The 21,194-nt window shown below is 67.9% G+C and carries 16 protein-coding genes; 6 read left to right on the forward strand and 10 right to left on the reverse strand.

Annotation, left to right across the window (positions count from 1 at the left end; all coding sequences use genetic code 11):
* Positions 1–31: 31 nt before the first annotated feature.
* The 3 genes from ACZ5XO_RS11715 to ACZ5XO_RS11725 all read left to right on the forward strand — a co-directional run bounded on the left by ACZ5XO_RS11715 (position 32) and on the right by ACZ5XO_RS11725 (position 3,675).
* Entirely contained in the window at positions 32–2,095 is a 2,064-nt protein-coding gene (locus tag ACZ5XO_RS11715; RefSeq protein ID WP_464162520.1) for a capsular polysaccharide biosynthesis protein, read from the forward strand.
* A 68-nt stretch (positions 2,096–2,163) separates the two neighbouring features.
* Positions 2,164–3,309 (forward strand): beta-ketoacyl-ACP synthase III, encoded by a 1,146-nt coding sequence (locus ACZ5XO_RS11720; RefSeq protein WP_464162521.1) that lies wholly within the window; start codon positions 2,164–2,166, stop codon positions 3,307–3,309.
* 99 nt (positions 3,310–3,408) lie between these two features.
* Complete coding sequence (locus ACZ5XO_RS11725; protein ID WP_464162522.1) at positions 3,409–3,675, forward strand: hypothetical protein; 267 nt, start codon at positions 3,409–3,411, stop codon at positions 3,673–3,675.
* A gap of 84 nt (positions 3,676–3,759) precedes the next feature.
* Here ACZ5XO_RS11725 and ACZ5XO_RS11730 read toward each other — a convergent pair whose 3' ends face one another.
* The 8 genes from ACZ5XO_RS11730 to ACZ5XO_RS11765 form a co-directional block, all read right to left on the reverse strand.
* Positions 3,760–4,287 carry a porin family protein gene (locus ACZ5XO_RS11730; RefSeq protein WP_464162523.1) on the reverse strand — a complete coding sequence of 176 codons (528 nt, stop codon included), beginning with the start codon at positions 4,285–4,287 and terminating at the stop codon, positions 3,760–3,762.
* 321 nt (positions 4,288–4,608) lie between these two features.
* Complete coding sequence (gene ppdK / locus ACZ5XO_RS11735; RefSeq protein WP_464162524.1) at positions 4,609–7,299, reverse strand: pyruvate, phosphate dikinase; 2,691 nt, start codon at positions 7,297–7,299, stop codon at positions 4,609–4,611.
* A gap of 305 nt (positions 7,300–7,604) precedes the next feature.
* A complete protein-coding gene (gene glyS, locus ACZ5XO_RS11740; protein ID WP_464162525.1) occupies positions 7,605–9,791 on the reverse strand; it encodes a glycine--tRNA ligase subunit beta in 2,187 nt (728 codons plus the stop codon).
* Positions 9,791–10,297 carry an endonuclease domain-containing protein gene (locus ACZ5XO_RS11745; RefSeq protein WP_464162526.1) on the reverse strand — a complete coding sequence of 169 codons (507 nt, stop codon included), beginning with the start codon at positions 10,295–10,297 and terminating at the stop codon, positions 9,791–9,793. The genes glyS and ACZ5XO_RS11745 overlap by 1 nt, the downstream gene beginning before the upstream one ends.
* The gene (locus tag ACZ5XO_RS11750; protein ID WP_409449584.1) at positions 10,294–11,181 is read right to left on the reverse strand and encodes a glycine--tRNA ligase subunit alpha; all 888 of its coding nucleotides are present in this window, start codon (positions 11,179–11,181) and stop codon (positions 10,294–10,296) included. Before ACZ5XO_RS11750 ends, ACZ5XO_RS11745 begins: the two co-directional genes overlap by 4 nt.
* 61 nt (positions 11,182–11,242) lie before the next feature.
* Positions 11,243–12,115: a 4-(cytidine 5'-diphospho)-2-C-methyl-D-erythritol kinase gene (locus tag ACZ5XO_RS11755; protein ID WP_464162527.1), complete on the reverse strand. Its 873-nt coding sequence runs from the start codon at positions 12,113–12,115 to the stop codon at positions 11,243–11,245.
* 4 nt (positions 12,116–12,119) lie between these two features.
* Complete coding sequence (locus ACZ5XO_RS11760) at positions 12,120–14,015, reverse strand: tetratricopeptide repeat protein (RefSeq protein WP_464162528.1); 1,896 nt, start codon at positions 14,013–14,015, stop codon at positions 12,120–12,122.
* 55 nt (positions 14,016–14,070) lie between these two features.
* The gene (locus ACZ5XO_RS11765) at positions 14,071–15,720 is read right to left on the reverse strand and encodes an electron transfer flavoprotein-ubiquinone oxidoreductase (RefSeq protein ID WP_464164916.1); all 1,650 of its coding nucleotides are present in this window, start codon (positions 15,718–15,720) and stop codon (positions 14,071–14,073) included.
* A 191-nt stretch (positions 15,721–15,911) separates the two neighbouring features.
* Between ACZ5XO_RS11765 and ACZ5XO_RS11770 the strand changes: the two genes are divergently transcribed.
* Positions 15,912–16,724, forward strand: coding sequence for a uracil-DNA glycosylase (locus ACZ5XO_RS11770; RefSeq protein WP_464162529.1), 813 nt, complete (start codon positions 15,912–15,914; stop codon positions 16,722–16,724).
* A 93-nt stretch (positions 16,725–16,817) separates the two neighbouring features.
* Complete coding sequence (locus ACZ5XO_RS11775; protein ID WP_464162530.1) at positions 16,818–18,512, forward strand: lytic transglycosylase domain-containing protein; 1,695 nt, start codon at positions 16,818–16,820, stop codon at positions 18,510–18,512.
* A 217-nt stretch (positions 18,513–18,729) separates the two neighbouring features.
* Here the strand turns inward: ACZ5XO_RS11775 and ACZ5XO_RS11780 are convergent, their stop codons facing one another.
* Both ACZ5XO_RS11780 and ACZ5XO_RS11785 read right to left on the reverse strand, forming a co-directional pair.
* The gene (locus tag ACZ5XO_RS11780) at positions 18,730–19,386 is read right to left on the reverse strand and encodes a glutathione S-transferase family protein (RefSeq protein WP_464162531.1); all 657 of its coding nucleotides are present in this window, start codon (positions 19,384–19,386) and stop codon (positions 18,730–18,732) included.
* 27 nt (positions 19,387–19,413) lie between these two features.
* Positions 19,414–19,734, reverse strand: a complete 321-nt coding sequence (locus ACZ5XO_RS11785) for a DMT family transporter (protein WP_464162532.1) — start codon at positions 19,732–19,734, stop codon at positions 19,414–19,416.
* Between the two features lie 155 nt (positions 19,735–19,889).
* Between ACZ5XO_RS11785 and purB the strand changes: the two genes are divergently transcribed.
* Positions 19,890–21,191, forward strand: a complete 1,302-nt coding sequence (gene purB / locus ACZ5XO_RS11790) for an adenylosuccinate lyase (protein WP_464162533.1) — start codon at positions 19,890–19,892, stop codon at positions 21,189–21,191.
* The last annotated feature ends 3 nt before the right edge of the window (positions 21,192–21,194 follow it).

Genomic DNA, 21,194 nt, shown 5'->3' on the forward strand with positions numbered 1-21,194 from the left:
GCCTTCTGACGGCAGACCGTAGACAAACCCCATGACCGCACCGCTTCCGCCCCTGTCGAAAACCCGCGCCTGGGTCTGTGCGCCGGGGGTGCTGAAGGTCCCCTTCCTCTCTGCCTTCCTGCCGGATTATGACCTGTCCGCCCTGCCGGGTTCGTCGATCGAAGCCGTCCTCGGCTGGGGCATGAAGCCGACGGCGGAGGCGGGCCGGCGCTGGGCGGCGAAGCACGGCAAACCTTATGTCGCGCTGGAGGACGGCTTCCTGCGCTCGGTCGGCATCGGCGAGAGCGGGGCGACCAGCCTCAGCCTGATCGCCGATGACGTGGGCGTCTATTACGACGCGACCCGACCCAGTCGGCTGGAGCATCTTATCCAGACCGCGCCCGACTGGTGCGACCCCGCCATGAAGGCCCGCGCGCGCGGCCTGATCGACCGCATCATCGCCTCGGGCGTGTCCAAGACCAATATGGGCGGGCCGCTGGACCTGTCCTTGCTCAAGCCCGGCCGCCGGGTGCTGATCGTGGACCAGACCTTCGGCGACGCCTCCATCGGCTACGGGCTGGCGACCGAGGCCAGCTTCTCCGACATGCTGGCGACCGCGCGGCGCGATGAGCCGAACGCCCAGTTGATCGTCAAGCGCCATCCCGCCGTGGCGGCGGGCCGCAAGTCGGGCTGCATCCCGGCCAGCGAACTGGTCGGCGTCACCCTGATCGACACCGACGTGCGGCCCGCCGACCTGCTGGCGGCGGTGGATGCGGTCTATGTCGTGACTTCGGCCCTGGGGTTCGAGGCGCTGCTGAGAGGCCTGCCGGTGCGTTGCTTCGGGGCACCCTTCTATTCGGGCTGGGGGCTGACGACCGATGCGGTCCAGACCGGGCGGCGCGGCGTCCCGCGCGATCTGGAGCAGATCGCGGCGGCGGCCCTGATCGCCTACACCCGCTATGTCGATCCCGTCACCGGCCGGCGTTGCGAGGCGGAACAGGCGCTGGAACGGTTGATCGCCCTGCGCGACCGAGCCGACCGGCTGGCGGGCGACTGGGCGGCGGTCGGCTTCGCCCCGGCCAAGCGGCCGCCGGTGCGCCGCCTGCTGAACTCGCCCAAGGGCCGCGTCCGTTATTTCTGGCGCGCCTCCGCCGCCGTCGCCCATGCGCGGGCCACGGGCGGCAAGCTGATCTGGTGGGCCGGCAAGGAGACGCCGCAGATCCGCGCCGCCGCCGACGCCTTCGAGGGGCCGGTCGTGCGGATGGAGGACGGCTTCATCCGCTCGCGCGGCCTGGGATCCGACTTCTTCGGCGCCCTGTCCGTCGCCCTGGACGATCAGGGCGTCTATTACGACCCGACCCGGCCCAGCCGTCTGGAGAGCCTGATCGAGGCGGGTGAGACGTCGCCGGATCAGGCGGCGCGGGCCGAGGCCCTTTGCGCCCGCGTGGTCGAGGCGGGGCTGTCGAAATACAATCTGAAGGGAGCGGGCGTTCCGGCAAGCTGGCCTAAGAACAAGCCGATCCTGCTGGTCGTCGGTCAGGTCGAGAACGACCGCTCGATCCTGATGGGCTGCGGCCCCGACATCCGCACCAACTCAGGGCTGGTGAAGGCGGCGCGGGCGGATCACCCCGACGCCTTCCTGATCTATCGCAACCACCCGGACGTGACGGCAGGCAACCGGCCCGGCCTGCTGGACCATGCGGCGATGGAGGAGGTCGACGCCTCGGCCGACGATCTGGACATAATCGACTGCCTGAGCGCCTGCGACCGGCTGGCGACCCTGACCTCCCTGACGGGGTTCGAGGCCCTGATGCGCGGCAAGGCCGTCAGCGTCTATGGCCGCCCCTTCTATGCGGGCTGGGGCCTGACCGACGACCGGCTGACGTTCGAGCGCCGCACCCGCCGCGCCAGCTTGCAGAGCCTGATCCACGCGGCCCTGATCGGCTATCCGGTCTATGTCACGCCGGGCGGCTGGCCGTGCGAGGCCGAGGACCTGGTCGAGGCCCTGATCGCCGCGCGCGACCACCCCCTGCCCGCCCCGCCGCGCGGCCGGATCAATCGCTGGATGCGGGGCATGAAAGCCAGTCTCGACCGGAGCCTTCCACCGGCCTATTGAGGAGGTTCGTCATCGCAACGGACGCCCCTCATTCAACGAGGCGCCGGGCGAGAGGGAAAGAGAAGCCAGTGCCCCAAGCCGTCATTTCCGCCACCGGTCTGTTCACGCCGGAGCAGTCGATCTCGAACGCCGAACTGGTCGCCGCCTACAACGCCTGGGCCGACAGCTGGAACGCCGAGAACGCCGAGGCCATCGCCGCCGGCGAACTGGAGTTGAAGACGCCCTCGTCGGAGGCCTTCATCGAGAAGGCTTCGGGCATCAAGGCGCGCTTCGTCATGGACAAGGCGGGCATCATCGACCCCGAGCGCATGCTGCCGCACCTGGCGGCGCGCGGCGACGACGAGCTGTCGATCCTGGCCGAGATGGCCGTGAAGGCCGCGCAGGACGCCATCAAGGCCTGGGGCAAGCCGGTCAGCGAAATCGGCGCCGTCATCTGCGCCGCGTCCAACATGCAGCGCCCCTATCCCGCCATGGCCATCGAGGTGCAGCAGGCCCTGGGGATCGAGGGCTTCGCCTTCGACATGAACGTGGCCTGTTCCTCGGCCACCTTCGGCATCAAGACGGCGGCGGACTTCGTGGCCTCCGGCTCGGTCAAGGCCGTGCTGATGGTGAACCCGGAAATCTGCTCGGCGCACCTGAACTTCAAGGATCGCGACAGCCACTTCATCTTCGGCGACGTCGCCACCGCCGTGATCGTCGAGGCCGAGGACCAGGCCGGACCGGGCGGCTGGGACATTGTCGGCACGAAGCTGAAGACCCGCTTCTCGAACAATATCCGCAATAATTTCGGCTTCCTGAACCGCGCCGCCCTGCCGACCGACGCGCACGAGCCGGTGTCGTCCGATGGCCTGACCGACAAGATGTTCGTCCAGCAGGGCCGCAAGGTCTTCAAGGAGGTCGTGCCCATGGTCTCGGAGATGATCCTCGACCACGCCGCCGAGCTGAACCTGGACCCGCACGGGCTCAAGCGCCTGTGGCTGCATCAGGCCAACATCAACATGAACCAGTTGATCGGCAAGAAGGTGCTGGGGCGCGAACCGGAGCCGAGCGAGAACGTCATCATCCTGGACGATTACGCCAACACCTCCTCGGCCGGGTCGATCATCGCCTTCCACCTGCACCACGACGGCTTCGCGCCGGGCGAGACGGGCCTGATCTGCAGCTTCGGCGCGGGCTACTCGGCAGGCACGGTTTTTGTGCAAAAGCGCCCCTGAAGCCAGATAACGGGAATCATTATTTCCGGCGGCGCTTGCACTGTTCGGAAATTTTTGCAAACCGTTACGGGTGTTGAGAACCAGGGGGATGGCGCCCGCATGACTCAGACCGTTTCACCGTGGGCTGAAAAGCTCAACGATCCGCTGGCCCACGACGTGGCCACGGTGCTGAAACATATGGGCGGGTCGGCCCATCAGGACATCGTCGTCAACTGCGTCGCCGCCCTGAAACGTCAACGCGGCGAGTCCGTGACCCAGGACCTGAAGGCCCGGATCGTGGAAGTGTTCGAGCGCTATCGCGACTTCTTCATCAAGCCCTTCGGCGAGAACTCGCTGCGCTGGGCCCTGGCCCCCGGCCTGGCCTAAGCGCCCTTTCCAGACCAACGAAAAGGCCCGCTCCTTCCGGAGCGGGCCTTCGTCGTATACAGCGCCAGAGCTTGCAATCAGGCCTTAGAAGCGACGGACGTAGCTGACCGAATAGGCGTCGGCCTCGCCGCCGTTGTCGCGGAAGTCACGACGGGTCCAGTCGGCGCGAACGCCATTCACCCCGTCCAGATAGTAGTTGGCGCCGACGCCGTAGTTCCAGCTGTCGCCGCCCACGTCGGTATTGGCGCCGACGATCTCCTGCTTCAGTTCGGTGTGGCCGTAACCGCCACGCGCGAACAGCTCCAGCTTGTCGTTCACAGGATACTTGCCGACCACGTAACCGGCGGCGTCCCACTCGTGCTTGATGGAACCGTCCACGCCGGCGACGGTGAAGTCGTCGTCCTTGACGCCGACCGAGGCCTCGGTCTCGACGGCCAGGTAGCGGTTCAGGTTCACGCCCAGGCGGCCGGTGACGGCGCCGGTCGTGGCGGAATCACCCTCAAGATGCGTGTAGCCCAGCGAACCGTATCCACGGGCGTCCGGACCCGATTGCGCGAACGCCGGAGCGGCGAAAATAGAAATGGCGGCAGCGGCGAGAAGAATGTTACGCATTGTTTCTATAACTCCTAACAAACCAGATGTGGTGACTTCTACGGCCACCAGCCCCATCCAGCATGGGAGTTAAATGGACGCCTCTATCGAGCGTTCCACAGAGAGGCGAATACATATGCGCAACTGTGTGCAACTTGACACACACAGCGTTACGTTGATCTTGACCTCAATCCGGCACGAAAAAGGCGGCCCCGAAGGGCCGCCTTTGCACGCTCAATCCTGAATCAGACCTTTAGAGCCTGATCGGTAGATCAGGCTCCAGGATTGATGCTGGAGCGAATATCTGGGTTCAGATGTGATCGCATCTGAACCGATTTCGCTCTAGCGGTCCTTTTCGCGCTCCTCGCCCGAACGGGCTGCAAGCGCGGCCTGGGCCGCCGCCAGACGGGCGATCGGTACGCGGTAGGGCGAGCAGGAGACGTAGTCGAGGCCGACGCTCTCGCAGAAGGCGATGGAGGACGGATCGCCGCCGTGTTCGCCGCAGATGCCCATCTTCATGCCCGGCTTGACCGCCCGGCCCCGCTCCTCGGCGATGCGGATCAGGTCGCCCACGCCGCTCTGGTCCAGACGGACGAACGGGTCGGTCTCGAAGATGCCCTTGTCCAGATAGGCCTGCAGGAAGCGACCCGAGTCGTCGCGGCTGATGCCGAAGGTCGTCTGGGTCAGGTCATTGGTGCCGAAGCTGAAGAACTCGGCGTGTTCGGCCAGGTCTGCGGCGCGCAGGGCCGCGCGCGGCAGCTCCACCATGGTGCCGACCAGGTATTCGACACTGTCGCCGGCCGCCTCGAACACGGCCCGGGCGGTCCGGTCGGTCAGCTCGCGCAGGTATTTCATCTCCAGGCCCAGGGCGACCAGGGGGTGCATGATCTCGGGGATCGGAGCCACGCCCGACGTCTTCTTGACCTCCAGAGCCGCCTCGAGGATGGCGCGGACCTGCATCTCGTAGATTTCAGGATAGGCCACGCCCAGGCGGCAACCGCGGTGGCCCAGCATGGGGTTGGTCTCGTGCAGTTCACGCGCGCGACGCTTCAGCTTCTCGGCGTCCAGGCCCGAACCGGCGGCCAGGGCGTCGATGTCGGCGTCGGTGTGCGGGATGAACTCGTGCAGCGGCGGGTCCAGCAGGCGGACCGTCACCGGCAGGCCGCTCATGATGGTGAACAGCTCGACGAAGTCCGACTTCTGGAAGGGGGCGATCTTGGCCAGGGCCGCGCGACGGCCCTGCTCGTCGTCGGCCAGGATCATCTCGCGCACGGCGGCGATGCGGGCCTCGTCGAAGAACATGTGCTCGGTGCGGCACAGGCCGATGCCCTCGGCGCCGAAGCCGCGCGCGGTGCGGGCGTCCAGCGGGGTCTCGGCGTTGGCGCGGACCTTCAGGCGGCGCACGGCGTCGGCCCAGCCCATCAGGGTCTGGAAGTCGCCCGTCAGCTCCGGCTCGATCATCGGCACCGCGCCGTCCAGCACCTCGCCCTTGCCGCCGTCGATGGTGATGACCTCGCCGGCCTTGAAGATACGACCGCGCGCGGTGAAGGTCCCCGATTTCTCGTTGATCGAGATTTCACCGGCGCCGGAGACGCAAGGGCGCCCCATGCCGCGCGCCACCACGGCCGCGTGGCTGGTCATGCCGCCGCGCGCCGTGACGATGCCGCGCGCCGCGTGCATGCCGTGAATGTCCTCGGGGCTGGTTTCCTCGCGCACCAGGATGACGGCGTCGCCCTGCTGGGCCAGACGCTCGGCCTCGTCGGCGTCGAAGACGATCTTGCCGGTGGCCGCACCCGGCGAGGCCGGCAGGCCCGCCGCCACCACCGAACGGGCGGCGTCGGGGTCCAGGGTCGGGTGCAGCAGTTGGTCCAGGGCGGCGGGCTCGACCCGCGACACGGCCTCTTCCTGCGAGATCACGCCTTCGGAAGCCAGATCGACGGCGATCTTCAACGCCGACTTGGCGGTGCGCTTGCCGTTGCGGGTCTGCAGCATCCACAGGCGGCCCTGCTCGACCGTGAACTCGATGTCCTGCATGTCGCGATAGTGGCCTTCCAGCCGGTTCACGACATCGACGAACTGGCCGAAGACGACCGGCATGGCCTCTTCCATCGAGGGAGCGGTCTCACCCATCTCCTCGCGGCCCGCCTTGGTCAGGGACTGCGGCGTGCGGATGCCCGCGACCACGTCCTCGCCCTGGGCGTTGATCAGGAACTCGCCGTACAGGCGCGCTTCGCCGGTCGAGGGGTTGCGGGTGAAGGCCACGCCGGTGGCGCTGGTTTCGCCCATGTTGCCGAACACCATGGACTGGATGTTGACGGCGGTGCCCCAGCTTTCGGGGATGTCGTGCATGCGGCGATAGAATTTCGCCCGATCGTTCATCCAGCTGGCGAAGACGGCCGAGACGGCGCCCCACAGCTGGTCATGCGGGGCCTGCGGGAAGGGCTGGCCCAGTTCGCGCTCGACCAGAAGCTTGTAGTCGGCGACCACCTTTTCCCAGTTCTCGGCGGTCAGTTCGGTGTCGACCGAGACGCCCAGACGATCCTTGTGGTCGTCCAGAACCTCTTCGAACTGGTCGTGGCCGATGCCCAGGACCACGTTGGAGTACATGGTGATGAAGCGACGGTAGGAGTCGAAGGCGAAGCGGCGGTCGCCGGACAGGGCGGCCAGACCCTCGACCGTCTGGTCGTTCAGGCCCAGGTTCAGCACCGTGTCCATCATGCCCGGCATCGAGGCCCGCGCGCCCGAGCGCACCGAGACCAGCAGGGGGTTGGCGGCGTCGCCGAAGGTCTTGCCGACAATGCCCTCGACGGTCTTCAGACCGGCGGCGGCCTGTTCGGCCAGCTCGGCCGGATAGGTCTCGCCGTTGGAGTAATAGTGGACGCAGGCTTCCGTCGTGATCGTGAAGCCGGGCGGCACCGGAAGGCCAAGAGACGACATCTCGGCCAGGTTCGCGCCCTTGCCGCCGAGAAGGTTCTTCATCGACGCATCGCCGTCAGCGGATCCGCCGCCGAAGCCGTACACCCACTTGGTCATCTTGCAGTCCCTGAGCCGTGGTCTGTCGCGGGATCTGGTGAGTCCCGCTTACGGGGGACTTCACTAGCGCGCTGCACCTGCGAAGGCGAGGCCGGGGGCGTAACAATCCGTGAGAGGATGTATCGCGATGCAGATTTTGAGCCGTCTGCGCCGCCCCCTCCGTCTCGTCGGCTCCGCCGCCGATCCACCTCCCCATCGCTACGCGACAGGGAGGAAAGACACGCGCCCCTTTCCTCCCCACTTTGTGGGGAGGGGGACCGCGAAGCGGTGGAGGGGGCGACGCGACGGTCGGTTCGGAGAGAGCCCTACCCCGCGATCTGGCCGAAGTCGGCGACCCGGCCCATGACGTCGCGCACCTGGCCCAGCAGCTTCAGGCGGTTCTCACGCTCTTCGGCCACGTCGGAGTTGACCATGACGGCGGTGAAGAAGGCGTCCACCGGACCGCGCAGGGCGGCCAGGGCCGTCATGGCGGCGGCGAAGTCCTCGGTCTCCAGCGCGGCGTCCACGGCGGTCGCGGCGGCGGCGGCGGCGAAGGCCAGGGCGGTTTCTTCCGCCGGCTGGTTGGCCAGGCCGGTGGCGACGGCGCCTGTGGGCAGCGGGGTCGGTTTCTTCTCCTCGGCCTTGAGGATGTTGGACGCCCGCTTGTAGCCCGCCAGCAGATTGGCCCCGTCGTCCGTGGCGAGGAAGGCGGCCAGCGCCTCCACCCGACGCACGATCCGCACCAGATCGTCGTCGCCCAGCGCAAAGACGGCCGCCACGAGGTCGTGACGCTGGCCCTGATCACGGAGGAGGACGGTCAGCCGGTCGGCGAAGAAGGAAGTCAGGCCCTCGGAGAGAGCATCCCAGCCATTTTTCTCGTTGAGTTCATCGAAAATCTTGTCGGACTTCTGCGACCAAACCTTCAGAGCAACGCCCTCATCGACGCCCGCCAAAATGTTGTCCAGGGCTTCCTCCTGAGCGGCATCTTGTCCGACCAAGTATGCGCGACGCACATTTCGGAAATTAGCACCCTCAAGGATATCTCGAAGCGAAGCTCGCACGTTGTTGTCGAGAATCAGACGGATAACACCCAGAGCGGCGCGGCGAAGGGCATAAGGGTCTTTCGAGCCGGTAGGCTTCTCGTTGATCGAGAAGAAGCCCGACAGGGTGTCGATCTTGTCCGCCAGAGCAATCGCGACTGTCAGCGGTGCAGTCGGCACATTGTCGGTCGGCCCCTGCGGCTTGTAGTGGTCGCGCACGGCGTCGGCGACGACGTCGGGATGACCGGCCAAACGGGCGTAGTAGCCGCCCATGATACCTTGCAGTTCCGGGAACTCGCCGACCATGCCGCTGGCCAGATCGGCCTTGGACAGGCGCGCGGCCTGTTCGGCCTGATCGGCGTCGGCGCCCACCAGAGGCGCGATCTCAGCCGCCAGTTTGGCGATGCGCTCGACGCGCTGCGCCATCGTGCCCAGCTTGGCGTGGAAGGTGACGCCAGCGAGCTTCTTGCCCCATGCGTCAAAGCCGACCTTCTGATCCTCGTCCCAGAAGAAGCGGGCGTCGTTCAGGCGGGCCGACAGGACTTTGGAGTTGCCGGCGGCCAGGGCCTGGCCGCCGTCGGTCGCCTCGACGTTGGCGACGACGAGGAAGTTGGGGGCGAGGCCGTCCTTGGAAGGATCACGCACGGCGAAATACTTCTGGTGCACCTTCATCGACAGGCGGACCACTTCGGGCGGCAAGGACAGGAACTGCGGGTCCATGTCGCCCAGGATCGGCGTCGGCCATTCGGCCAGACCGGCCACCTCGTCCAGCAGGCCGTCGTCGTCGACCAGCACCAGACCGCGCGCGGCGCAGGCGGCCTTGGCGGCTTCAAGGATGCGCAGCTTGCGGTCGGCCACGTCCAGCAGGACGTATTCCTTTTCCAGCTTGGCGCGATAGTCGGCGAAGTCCTTGACCGCGAACGGCTGGCCGCTGCCGAGGAAGCGGTGCCCCTCGGTCACATCGCCGGATGGAATGCCGTCGATCTCGAACGGAACCACCGCCCCGTCGAACAGGGCGATGATGCGCTTGATCGGGCGCACCCAGCGCAGGGCGCCCGTGCCCCAGCGCATCGACTTGGGCCAGGGGAAGCTGCGGATGATCTGATCCACGGCCTCGGCCACGACCTCGGTCGTCGCGCGGCCCTTGCTGCTGATCTCGGCGAACCAGATCCCGTCGCGTTCGACCAGCTGGTCCTGCGTCAGGCCGGTCTTGCGCAGGAAGCCTTCCAGCGCCTGGGCCGGGGCCGAGGTCTTGGGCCCCTTGACCTCTTCGTTGCGGTCGGGCGTGGCGGCGGGCAGGCCGTCGATCACCAGGGTCAGGCGACGCGGCCCGGCGAAGACGTTCAGCGCCTCCCAGGCCAGGCCGGCGGCCTTCAGGCGCTCGGAAGCCATGCGCTCCAGATCGCGCGCGGCGCCCTGCTGCATGCGGGCGGGGATTTCTTCGGAGAAGATTTCGAGGAGAAGCTGGGGCATCAGTTTTCGTCCCGCACCCATTGATCACGGGCGCGCCAGAGGGCCCTTCCCCCTTGATGGGGGAAGGGTTGGGATGGGGGTGACAGCACGGCCGAACGGATCGCATCGACCACGTCCGGCAAGCCGTCCGTCACCTGTTTGGTGGAAAAGCGGATCACGCGAAAGCCCTGGCTTTCCAGCCAGGCGGTGCGTTCGGCGTCATAGGCGACGGCTTCGGGTTCGTCGTGCAGCGGTCCGTCGATTTCCACAATCAGGCGGCTGTCATGATGAGCGAAGTCGACGATGTAGCGGCCGATCGGCGCCTGACGGCGAATGTTGAGTTTCAGGCGGCGCAGTTCATCCCAGAGAATACGTTCCGGGAAGGTCATGTCGCGCCTCAGGCGGCGGGCGCGACCGACGGCGCCGGTCAGATGACGCGCGCGCAGGGAGGTGGGGGCGTCACCCCCATCCCCAACCCTTCCCCCATCAAGGGGGAAGGGCGCTTGCGCTTCACCATCAATCGTCAAGCTGTCGCCTTCTCGTGTTCGACTTGGGCCAGGGCGCAGGCTTTGCAGAGGTCGCGGATGCGGCCGATGTAGCTCTGGCGTTCGGCGACGGCGATGGCGCCGCGGGCGTCCATCAGGTTGAACAGGTGCGAGGCCTTCAGCACCTGATCATAGGCGGGCAGAACCAGCGGCTGGCCCTGCGGTCCTTTCAGCGTCAGGAAGTGGGCGGCCTCGCGCTCCATGTCCTCGAAGCGGCGCTTCAGCGCGGCGACGTCGTAGCCGTGGAAGTTGGCTTCCGACTGCTGGCGCTCGTTCTCGAGGAAGACCTCGCCGTAGGTCAGGCCCTCCTTGTTGAACTTCAGGTCATAGACGTTGTCGACGCCCTGAACATACATGGCCAGACGCTCCAGCCCGTAGGTCAGCTCGCCCGAGACCACGTCGACCTCGATGCCGCCGACGCCCTGGAAATAGGTGAACTGCGTCACCTCCATGCCGTCGCACCAGACCTCCCAGCCCAGGCCCCAGGCGCCGACGGTGGGGTTCTCCCAGTCGTCCTCGACGAAGCGGATGTCGTGCAGTTTCGGGTCGATGCCGATGGCGGCCAGCGAGCCGAGATACAGCTCCTGCAGGTTGTCCGGGTTCGGCTTCAGGATGACCTGATACTGATAATAGTGCTGCAGCCGGTTGGGGTTCTCGCCATAGCGGCCGTCGCCGGGACGACGCGAGGGCTGGACATAAGCGGCCTTCCACGGCTTGGGACCGAGCGCGCGCAGCACCGTGGCCGGGTGCAGGGTGCCGGCGCCGACCTCGATGTCATAGGGCTGCAGAATGGCGCAGCCCTGGTCGCCCCAGTATTTGTGCAGGGTCAGGATCAGGTCCTGGAAGGATAGGGGTTCGGTCGTCACGACGGCTCGTTTTCGCAGCGCAAAATTTGAGCGCGGACCCTAGAGGGCGGCGGGGCCGAGTTCAACCGGACGCGGGATTTCCCAACAGGCAGGATCGCACCCACCAGCCGGGGCGCCGCAGCGTGACCGCAGCGTTTTCCGCCGCCGCCGCATCCTCGAACAGGCCGAAGACGGTCGCGCCCGAGCCCGACATCCGCGTCAGGCGACAGCCGGGCGCGGCGCGCATGGCCGCCAGCGCCTCGGCAATGCCCGGCGTCACGCGCAGGGCGGGGGCTTCCAGATCATTGCGCTGAGCGGCCAGCCAGTCGATCACGGCGGCGGGCGACCAGTCGTCGGGCGCTGCGGGACAGTCGGCGCCGCCCGCGGGCGCATCGTCATAGGCCCGATAGACCGCCCCCGTCGGCGACGGCAGGCCGGGGTTCAGCAGGACGGCGTGCAGCGGCGGCAGGCGCGGCTCGTCGCGCAGGTCGTCGCCCCGGCCGGTCGCCCAGGCCGGACGCGCGCGCAGGCACATGGGGCCGTCCGCCCCGACCACGCCCGCGACGGCCTCCAGCGCCGTCTCGTCCAGATCGAGGTCCAGCAGTTGGGCCGCCAATCGGATGGCCGTCCCGGCGTCGGCCGAGCCGCCGCCCAGCCCCGCCGCGATGGGCAGTTGCTTGTCCAAGGCGACGGCGACCGGCGGCGCGCCGATCCCGGCGGCCTCGCCCAGCGCCCGCAAGCCGCGCAGGATCAGATTGTCGCCCTCGCCCGCCAAGGCCCCGCCGAACGGGCCGGTCACGCTCAGCGACAGGGCGCCAGCCCGTGCGACCGTCACGGCGTCGCCCACGTCGGCGAAGACGACCAGACTGGCCAGGGGGTGATAGCCGTCGTCCGCCACCGGCCCGACGTGCAGGAAGAGATTGATCTTGGCCGGAGCCAGGCCGCTCAAGGTCACCGGATCAGTCCGTGACGCCCGCGCCGCTGTCGTCGGTCGGCGCCTGCCCCAGCCTGTCGCGCAGCTTGGCCTCGACCTCGGCCTTGCGCTCGGGCTCGACGTCCAGGGTCAGGACGCGATTCCACTGGAAGCCGGCCTCGCGCTGACGCCCCACGGCCCAGTAGGCGTCGCCCAGGTGGTCGTTGATCTCGGCGTTGGCGGGCTCCTTGGCCACGGCCTGTTCCAGGGTCTCGACCGCCACGTCGAATCGACCCTGGCGATACTGGGCCCAGCCGAGCGAGTCCTGGATATTGCCGTCCGACGGATCGGCGGCGAAGGCGCGGGCGATCATCTCGGCCCCCTGCTCGACCCGCGTCCCGCTATCGACCCACAGGTAGCCCAGGTAGTTCAACACGGTCGGATTGTTGGGCTGTTTCTGCAGGGCGGCCCACAACTCGGCCTCGGCCTCGGGCTTGCGGTTCAGCGCCTCATAGGCGGCGCCGCGCAGGAAGTTGACCTCGAAACCCTGATCGGCCGTGTTGAGCAAGGGGGCGTCGAGCAGCGCCAAGGCCTCGTCGAAGCGCTTCATCTGCACCAGTTGCCCCGCCAGAAGATAGGCGATGCCGGCCTCATCCGGACGCGCTGCGACGGCGCGGCGCAGTTCGGCCAGGGCCTCGTCCGCCTGCCCTTCCTTTTCAAGACTGAGCGCGCTCTGCACGCGGGCGGCGGCGTAGAGCTCGACATCGCGCGGCCCGATCTGGGCCAGAATCGCGCGCGCCGCCGGCTCCAGCTCGGCCTGCTGCAAGGTCTGACCGATCAGGAAGCGATTTTCATCCGTCGGCTCGAGATTCAATGCGAGTCGCAGGTAGACGACGCCGAACTCAAGCGCCCGCTGGGCGATGATCTGATCGGCGGCCGTCTTCAGCGCCAGCGCGGCCCCCCGTCGATAATCCGGCGCGGCGGGCGGACGCCCCTTGGCCATGACGCGGGCGCGCGCCGACATGGTGGCGCGGTCAGTAGAGCCCGCCGTGACCGCGGCCTCGTACTGCACCAGGGCTTCATCGCGTTTTCCGCGTCGCTCCAGAAACTCGCCATAGGGCAGACGGAACAGGCGCGAAGCCAGGGCGTGGCTGGTCAGGTCGCGCCACTCGGCGTCGGCCTCGTCATAGCGGCGGCGCAGCTCCAGCAGACGGGCGCGATTGGCGCGCACCAGAAGGGTGCTGATCGGGTCCAGGTCGGTCGGCGCGACAGCCAGGGCGCGGTCCCAGTCGCCGGCGGCGGCGGCGATCCACGGCTGGACGTAAAGACCCGCGCGGGCGTGAGGCTCGCCGATGGGTGCGGCCTTGAGCATGGCGTTGGCGCGGCGCGCGTCGCCGCCAACGAAGGTCTGCACCGCCGCGACCAGACGTCCGGCCTGGACGATGACGGGCGAGACGCCCTCCCCTTCCGGCGCGATGCGGGCGGCGACGTCGAGATCGCCCGCCAGCAGGGAGGCGGTGAAGGCCTGTTCGCGAATACGGGGCTGTTCGGGCGTCAGGGCCTCCACGCGCGCCAGATAGTCGGCGCCGGCCTCGCTCTCGCCGCTGGTCAGGGCGTTGCGGCCCGCCAGGTAGTAGCCATAGGCGCTGCGCCCCTCGGCGTCGGTCGGAATCGGGGCCCAGACGGCGGGGATGGGCGGCTGCTCAGGCGCCTCCGGGGCGTCGGCGATGATGATCTCAGGGTCCTGCGCCCCGGCGTCGACCGGGGTCGCTGCGTCAGGTTCCGACGGTTCCGACTCAACGACCGGCTCGTCGGTCGGCTCAGCCTGCTGCGGCGCGGCCTCGACGGGCGGGGCCTCCTGCGCCAGGGACGGCGCGGCCAGGCCCAGCGCGATCAGCGAGGCGGCGGCGAACAGGGCGGAGCGGCGGAAGGCGAAGCGCATGGGCGGACCCTTCACGCTTTCCCTTCCGCCCGCAAGGGGCTGAAACCCCTCAGGCTTACATGTTGGGGTAGTTGGGGCCGCCGCCGCCTTCCGGCGTGGTCCAGACGATGTTCTGCGACGGGTCCTTGATGTCGCAGGTTTTGCAGTGGACGCAGTTCTGGGCGTTGATCTGGAAGCGCGGGTTCTGGCCCTGCTCGTCGGTCAGGACCTCATAGACGCCCGCCGGGCAATAGAGCCGCGCCGGTTCGCCGTACTTGGGCAGGTTGACCTCGATCGGCACCGAAGCGTTCAACAGTTTCAGGTGGGCCGGCTGGTCCTCGGCGTGGTTGGTGTTCGAGATGAAGACCGAGGACAGCTTGTCGAACGACAGCTTGCCGTCAGGCTTGGGATAGGTGATCGGCTTGAAGTCCTTGGCCAGACCGGTCGAGGCCGCGTCCGTCTTGGTGTGCTTCATCGTGCCGAAGAAGGAGAAGCCGCCGGTCAGGTGGTTGACCCACATGTCGAACATGGAGACCGCCCCGCCCATCATGGTGCCCAGCTTGGACAGCATGGGCTTGGCGTTACGAACGACCTTCAGTTCCTTGTAGACCCACGACGCCTTGTAGGCCTCTTCGTAGGCCTCCAGCACATCGCCCTCGCGGCCCGCGATCACGGCCTCATAGGCGGCGTCGGCGGCCAGCATACCCGTCTTCATGGCGTTGTGGCTGCCCTTGATACGCGGCACGTTCACAAAGCCCGCCGAGCAGCCGATCAGGGCGCCGCCGGGGAAGGCCAGCTTGGGCACCGACTGGAAGCCGCCCTCGGTGATGGCGCGAGCGCCATAGGAGATGCGCGTGCCGCCCTCCAGATGCTCGGCGATGGCCGGGTGGTGCTTGAACTGCTGGAACTCGTCGAACGGCGACAGATAGGGGTTCTGGTAGTTCAGGTGCACGACGAAGCCGACCGACACGTAGCGGTCGCCGAAGTGGTAGAGGAAGGACCCGCCGCCCGTCTTGTCGTCCAGCGGCCAGCCGGTCGTATGCTGGACCAGACCGGGCTGATGCTTCTCGGCCGGGATCTGCCACAGCTCCTTGAGGCCGATGCCGAACTTCTGCGGGTCCGAGTTCGCGGTCAGGTCATGGCGGGCCATGATGGTCTTGGCCAGCGAGCCGCGCACGCCCTCGGCGATGAAGACATACTTGCCGTGCAGTTCCAGACCGGGCTGGAACTCGCCGGTCGGCTTGCCCTCGCGGTCGATGCCGAAGACGCCGGCGACGACGCCCTTCACCCGACCCGAAGGCTCGTCCCAGACCACATGGCTGGCGGCCATGCCGGGATAGACCTCGACGCCCAGGGCCTCGGCCTGCTCGCCCAGCCAGCGCGCCACATTGCCCAGGGAGGCGATATAGCAGCCGTGGTTGTGCATGAAGGGCGGCATGGCGAACATGGGCAGAGAGGCCTGTCCCTGGGGGCCCAGCACCAGGAACTTGTCCGTCTTGACCGGGGTCTCCAGCGGCGCGCCGCGTTCCTTCCAGTCGGGGAAGAGCTCGTTCAGGGCCTTGGGATCGATCACGGCGCCCGACAGGATATGGCCGCCGATCTCGGCGGATTTCTCCAGAACGGCGACGGAAATCTCTTTTCCGTCCTTCTCGGCGCGCTGCTTCAGGCGGATGGCGGCGGACAGGCCGGCGGGGCCGCCGCCGACGATGACGACGTCATATTCCATGACCTCGCGCTCGACGCCCTCCAGCGCTTCAGCCGGCGGCAGCTTGTCGATGACGGCTTCCTGCCAGGCGTTAATCGCGCCGCCTTCGATCGCTTGCTCAGCCATCTTCCCCTGAATCCTCGTTATCATCGTGGTTATCCGTCTTATCGTGAGGTGACGCAGCGGCGGTCAAGGCTTATCCCTGTCACGGAATGACGCCCCAGCCCCTCGACGCATCCGCAACCGAAGCCCTGCTCGCCTTCTGGCGCGATGCGGGGGTGGACGCCTGCTATCTGGACGCGCCGATCGACCGCACGGTCTTCGTCGCCCCGCCGGCGCCCCAGGCCGTGCAAAAGGCCGCCGCCACGGTCACAGCCCTGCATGGAGGCATGTCAGGAGCCGACGCCGTGGCCGAGGCGCGCCGCCTGGCTGCGGCCGCGACCTCGATGGACGACCTGGCCCAGGCGATCGCCGCCTTCGAGGGCTGCCCCCTGCGGGCCATGGGCGCCAAGCAGGCCGTTTTCGCGCGCGGCAACCCCAAGGGCTCCATCCTGTTGATCGGCGAGGCGCCGGGCGAGACCGAAGACCTGCGCGGCGAACCCTTCGTCGGACAGGCCGGACAACTTATGGACCGGATGCTGGCGGCGGCGGGTCTGGCGGATCAGGCCTTCCTGACCAACACCGTCTTCTGGAAGCCGCCCGGCAACCGCCCGCCGTCGCCGCAGGAACAGGCCGCCTGCGCCCCCTTCCTGGAACGCGCCTTCGCCCTTATGCAGCCGAAGGCCGTGCTGCTGGTCGGCGCGGCGGCGGCGAAATCGGTGCTGAACACCGAAGAGGGCCTGATGAAGATTCGCGGCCAGTGGCGCGAATGGCGACCGGCCGAGGGCGGGGTTTCGGCCCCCGTCATGACCACCCTGCACCCCGCCTTCCTGCTGCGCCAGCCCCAGGCCAAGCGAGTCGCCTGGGCCGACATGCTGTCCCTGGCGGCGCGTCTGGATACGGCCCAGGTTGAGCCGAAGACCTGATTCAGGCATGGTTAGCGGCTGACGACCAGTCCACAGAGCGCTGACAATCCCGAGTCGAGACGGGAGCGGCGCCGACGAAGGGGGCCGCCGCGTATGTACCTTTTCCGCCGCGCGACCCTCGCGCCCCTGCTTGCCGCCGCGCTCTGCGCCACGGTTGCGTCCGCCGCCCTGGCCGCGGAATCCGGTGCTGACGACGGCGGAAGAGCCTATGTCGCGAACGACACTGATCGAACGCCGACCGCGCTCAGCAGTTCCGACCGGCTCAGCTACACCACCGCCTTCGACGCCCTGCGGCGCGGCGATCTGGAGCTGGCGCGCACTTCGGCGCGTCAGGCCCAGGACCGCATCCTGTTGGGCCAGGTCGAATTCGAGCGCCTGTTCCACCCCGCGCATGTCGCCACCTATGACGAACTGGCGGCCTGGCTGGAAACCTATTCCGACCTGCCGATGGCCCAGCGGGTCTACACCCTGGCCATGCGTCGCATCCCCGATGGGGCGGCCGAACCGAAACGTCCCGGCAATCTGCTGGAACGCACCTGGGCCAGCGTCACCGGCGCAGGAAGCGGCGGCGTCACCGATCCGGCCAAGGCCGCGCGCGTCGCGCTGAACAATGATGACCTGACGGGCGCCTGGCGCACCGGCGCCGAGATGGGCGACTGGTGGAGCGCCGGTCTGGCCGCCTGGCGGATGAACGAGTTCTCCAACGCCTACCGCGCCTTCGAACGCGTGGCCCAGGACCCGACGGAAGACCCCTGGGTCCGCGCCGGCGCCGCCTTCTGGACCGCCCGCGCCGCCGCTCGCTCGGGCCGTCAGGATCGCGTGGTGGAAAACCTGCGCCTGGCCGCCCGCTGGCCCGCCACCTTCTACGGCCAGGTCGCCCTGCGTCAGTTGGGCGAGGAACCGGTCATCGAGAACATGGGGCCTCGCGCCTATGGCGCGACCTTGCAGCGCGCCAGCCTGGCCCCCGAGCCCGCCGGGGTGGAGGCGCGCGAACTCAACGCCTTCATTCGCTCCGACGAGACCGCTCGACGGACCGTGGCCCTTTATGAAGTCGGCCGTCGCAACGAAGCGGAAGAAGCCGCCCGCGTGGGATTGCGCACCGCGGACGGCGACGCCGCCCGCCGCCTGTGGGCCGGCCTTTACCGCACCGTGGCCCCCAACCGCGCGGCCCAGTCCGAGGCCAGCCGCATCGACGCGACCCGCTACCCCATGCCGGTCCTGGAGCCCGAAGGCGGATTCACCATCGAGAAGGCGCTGGTCTACGCCATTGCGCGCAAGGAAACGGACTTCAACGCCAGCGCCCGCTCCGGGGCCGGCGCCTATGGCATGATGCAGGTCATGCCCGCGACCGCCGCCTATATGACCGGGGACCAGGGCTATGTGCGCAACCCGGAGCGGCTCTATGTCCCGGCCACGAACCTGAAGCTGGGTCAGGACTATGTGAACCGCCTGTTCCAGATCGAATCCTTCCAGGGCGATCTGTTGAAGGCCGTGGCCTCCTACAACGCGGGACCGGGACCGATGCTGGCGGCGGTGCGCAAGCTGGGGCCGGACGCCGACCCCCTGCTGCTGATCGAGACCATCGACGTGCCCCAGGCCCGCGAATACGTGGAAAAGGTCGTGGCGGCCTACTGGATCTATCAGCGCATGCTGGGCGCGCCGCTGAACACGCTGGACGCCGTGGCCTCAGGCGCGAAAACCGTGCCGATCCGTCTGGACTATGTGGCGCCGCCGCCGGCCGCGCCGATGCAGGTGGCCGAGGCCGCACCGGTCGCCGGAACGCGCTAGAGCTCAGATTTGTGCGCCGGTTTGAAGCCCGTCAGACCAGGCTGGACAGCAGCATGGCCCAGACGAAGGCGAAGGCCAGGCCGGCCAGAAAATAGCCGCGGGCGACCTTGCCCCAGTTGGTGTTGCGACTGATCGTCCGCATCGCCTGTCCCCCACGGCCCGACGCCGCGAGGACAGAATGTAACATCACTCGTTAATCGCCGGTTTTCGACCAGGCTTAAGCGGCGTTAGCCAGGGCGTCCTCGCCCCAGGCGATGAAGTCGGGCTGGGCCAGCAGGGCCTCGACATAGGCGCGGGCCACGCCATCCGTGTCGCCGTGCGCGGCCAGGTCGACCTGGAAGTGACGGAAGCGCGCCGCCACCGGAGTGAAGAAGGCGTCGGCGATCGACCATTCGCCATACAGGTAGGGGCCGCCCGCGCCGAAGCGAGCGCGCGCCTCGCGGAACATCTGCACCAGACGGCGGATGTCGGCCGCCGTGTCCTCGCCCCTTGGCGGCGGACTGCGGTCAGGACCGACCATGGCGTGATCCGGGGCCATGCCGCATTCCGTGCGCAGGGCCATGAAGCCGGAATGCATCTCGCAAACCACCGACCGGGCCTGCCAGCGCGCATGGGCGTCGGCGGGCCACAGCCCGGCCTCGGGATAATGTTCTGCGCACCAGACCGAGATAGCCAGGCTGTCCCAGATGGTCTCGCCGTCGACCTTCAGAACCGGGACGCGGCCGGCGGGCGAATGGCGGGCGATCTGCTCGGCCGTGTCGGGCCGATTGAGGCGGATGACCGTCTCGGCGAAATCCGCGCCGCAGCGCTTCAACACCAGCCAGGGCCGCAGCGACCAGGTGGAATAGAGTTTGTCGCCAATCACCAGTTCCATGGTCGCTGCTCCCTGGGCCATGCGCCATCAATGGCTGGACGATAGCTTCAGCACAACCAAACCGGAAACGATCAGGACCGCGCCGCCGATCCGCATGGGGGTGATCGGCTCGCCCAGCACGGCGATGCCGACGACGAAGGCGCCGACCGCGCCGATGCCGGTCCAGATGGCGTAGGCCGTGCCCAGCGGCAGGGTCTTCATCGCCATCGACAACAGGCCGAAGCTGACGATCATGAAGGCGATGGTGCCGATAGTGGGCCAGGGTTTGCTGAAGCCGTCCGACGCCTTCATCAGAAAGGCCCAGACGACCTCGAACAGGCCGGCGAGAAGAAGGAAAATCCAGGCCATGACTTGCTCCCTTGCATGGCGAGCCGGGTCGTCCCGGCGGTCATGCCCACAATAAGGGAGAGGTCGTCCTCTGAGACCGCCTATTTGGGACAAGGGGGCGAGAAGTCAATGGCGAACCTTGACTCGCGGCCCCTGTCGAACGACACGACGCGTCCATGATCACGCGCTATTCCCGCCCCGACGCCGTCGCCATCTGGTCGCAAGAGACCAAGTACAAGATCTGGTTCGAGATCGAGGCCCACGCCGCCACCAAGATGGCCGAGCTGGGCGTGATCCCCAAGGAATCGGCTGAGGCCATCTGGGCCAAGGGCAAGGACGCGACCTTCGACGCCGACCGCATCGACGAGATCGAGCGCACCACCAAGCACGACGTCATCGCCTTCCTGACCCACGTGTCGGAAATCGTCGGCGAGGAAGCCCGCTTCCTGCACCAGGGCATGACCTCTTCGGACGTGCTGGACACCTGCTTCGCGGTGCAGCTGGCGCGCTCGACCGACCTGCTGCTGGGTGGCGTTGACCGCGTCCTGGCCGCGCTGGAAGTCCGCGCCAAGGAGCACAAGTACACCCCGACCGTGGGCCGCTCGCACGGCATCCACGCTGAGCCGGTCACCTTCGGCCTGAAGCTGGCCGGCTATCACGCCGAGTTCCAGCGCGCCAAGCGCCGCCTGATCACGGCGCGTGAAGAGATCGCCACCTGCGCCATCTCGGGCGCCGTCGGCACCTTCGCCAACGTCGATCCGGCCGTCGAACAATACGTCGCCGACCAGATGGGCCTGGCCGTCGAGCCCGTCTCGACCCAGGTCATCCCGCGCGACCGTCACGCCGCCTACTTCGCCGCCCTGGGCGTCGTCGCCTCCTCGGTCGAGCGTCTGGCCGTCGAAATCCGCCACCTGCAGCGCACCGAAGTCCTCGAAGCCGAGGAGTTCTTCGACAAGGGCCAGAAGGGCTCGTCGGCCATGCCGCACAAGCGCAACCCGATCCTGACCGAGAACCTGACCGGCCTGGCCCGTCTGGTCCGCTCGGCCGTGACCCCGGCGATGGAGAACGTCGCCCTGTGGCACGAGCGCGACATCAGCCACTCCTCGGTCGAGCGCGGCATCGGCCCGGACGCCACCATCCACCTGGACTTCGCCCTGCACCGCCTGGCGGGCGTGATCGAGCGCCTGAACGTTTACCCTGAGAACATGCAGAAGAACCTCGACCGCCTGGGCGGCCTGGTCTTCTCGCAACGGGTCATGCTGGCCCTGACCCAGGAAGGCGTCTCGCGCGAGGAGGCCTATGCCGCGGTTCAGGAGAACGCCATGAAGGTCTGGCGCGGCGAAGGCCGCTTCATCGACTTCCTCAAGGCCGACGCGCGCGTCACCCTGCCCCACGACCAGCTCGAGGCCCTGTTCGACCTCGGCTACCACACCAAGAACGTGGACGTGGTGTTCAAGCGGGTCTTCGGCGAGGGCTGAATC

This window comes from Brevundimonas sp. T2-11 (assembly GCF_055397675.1).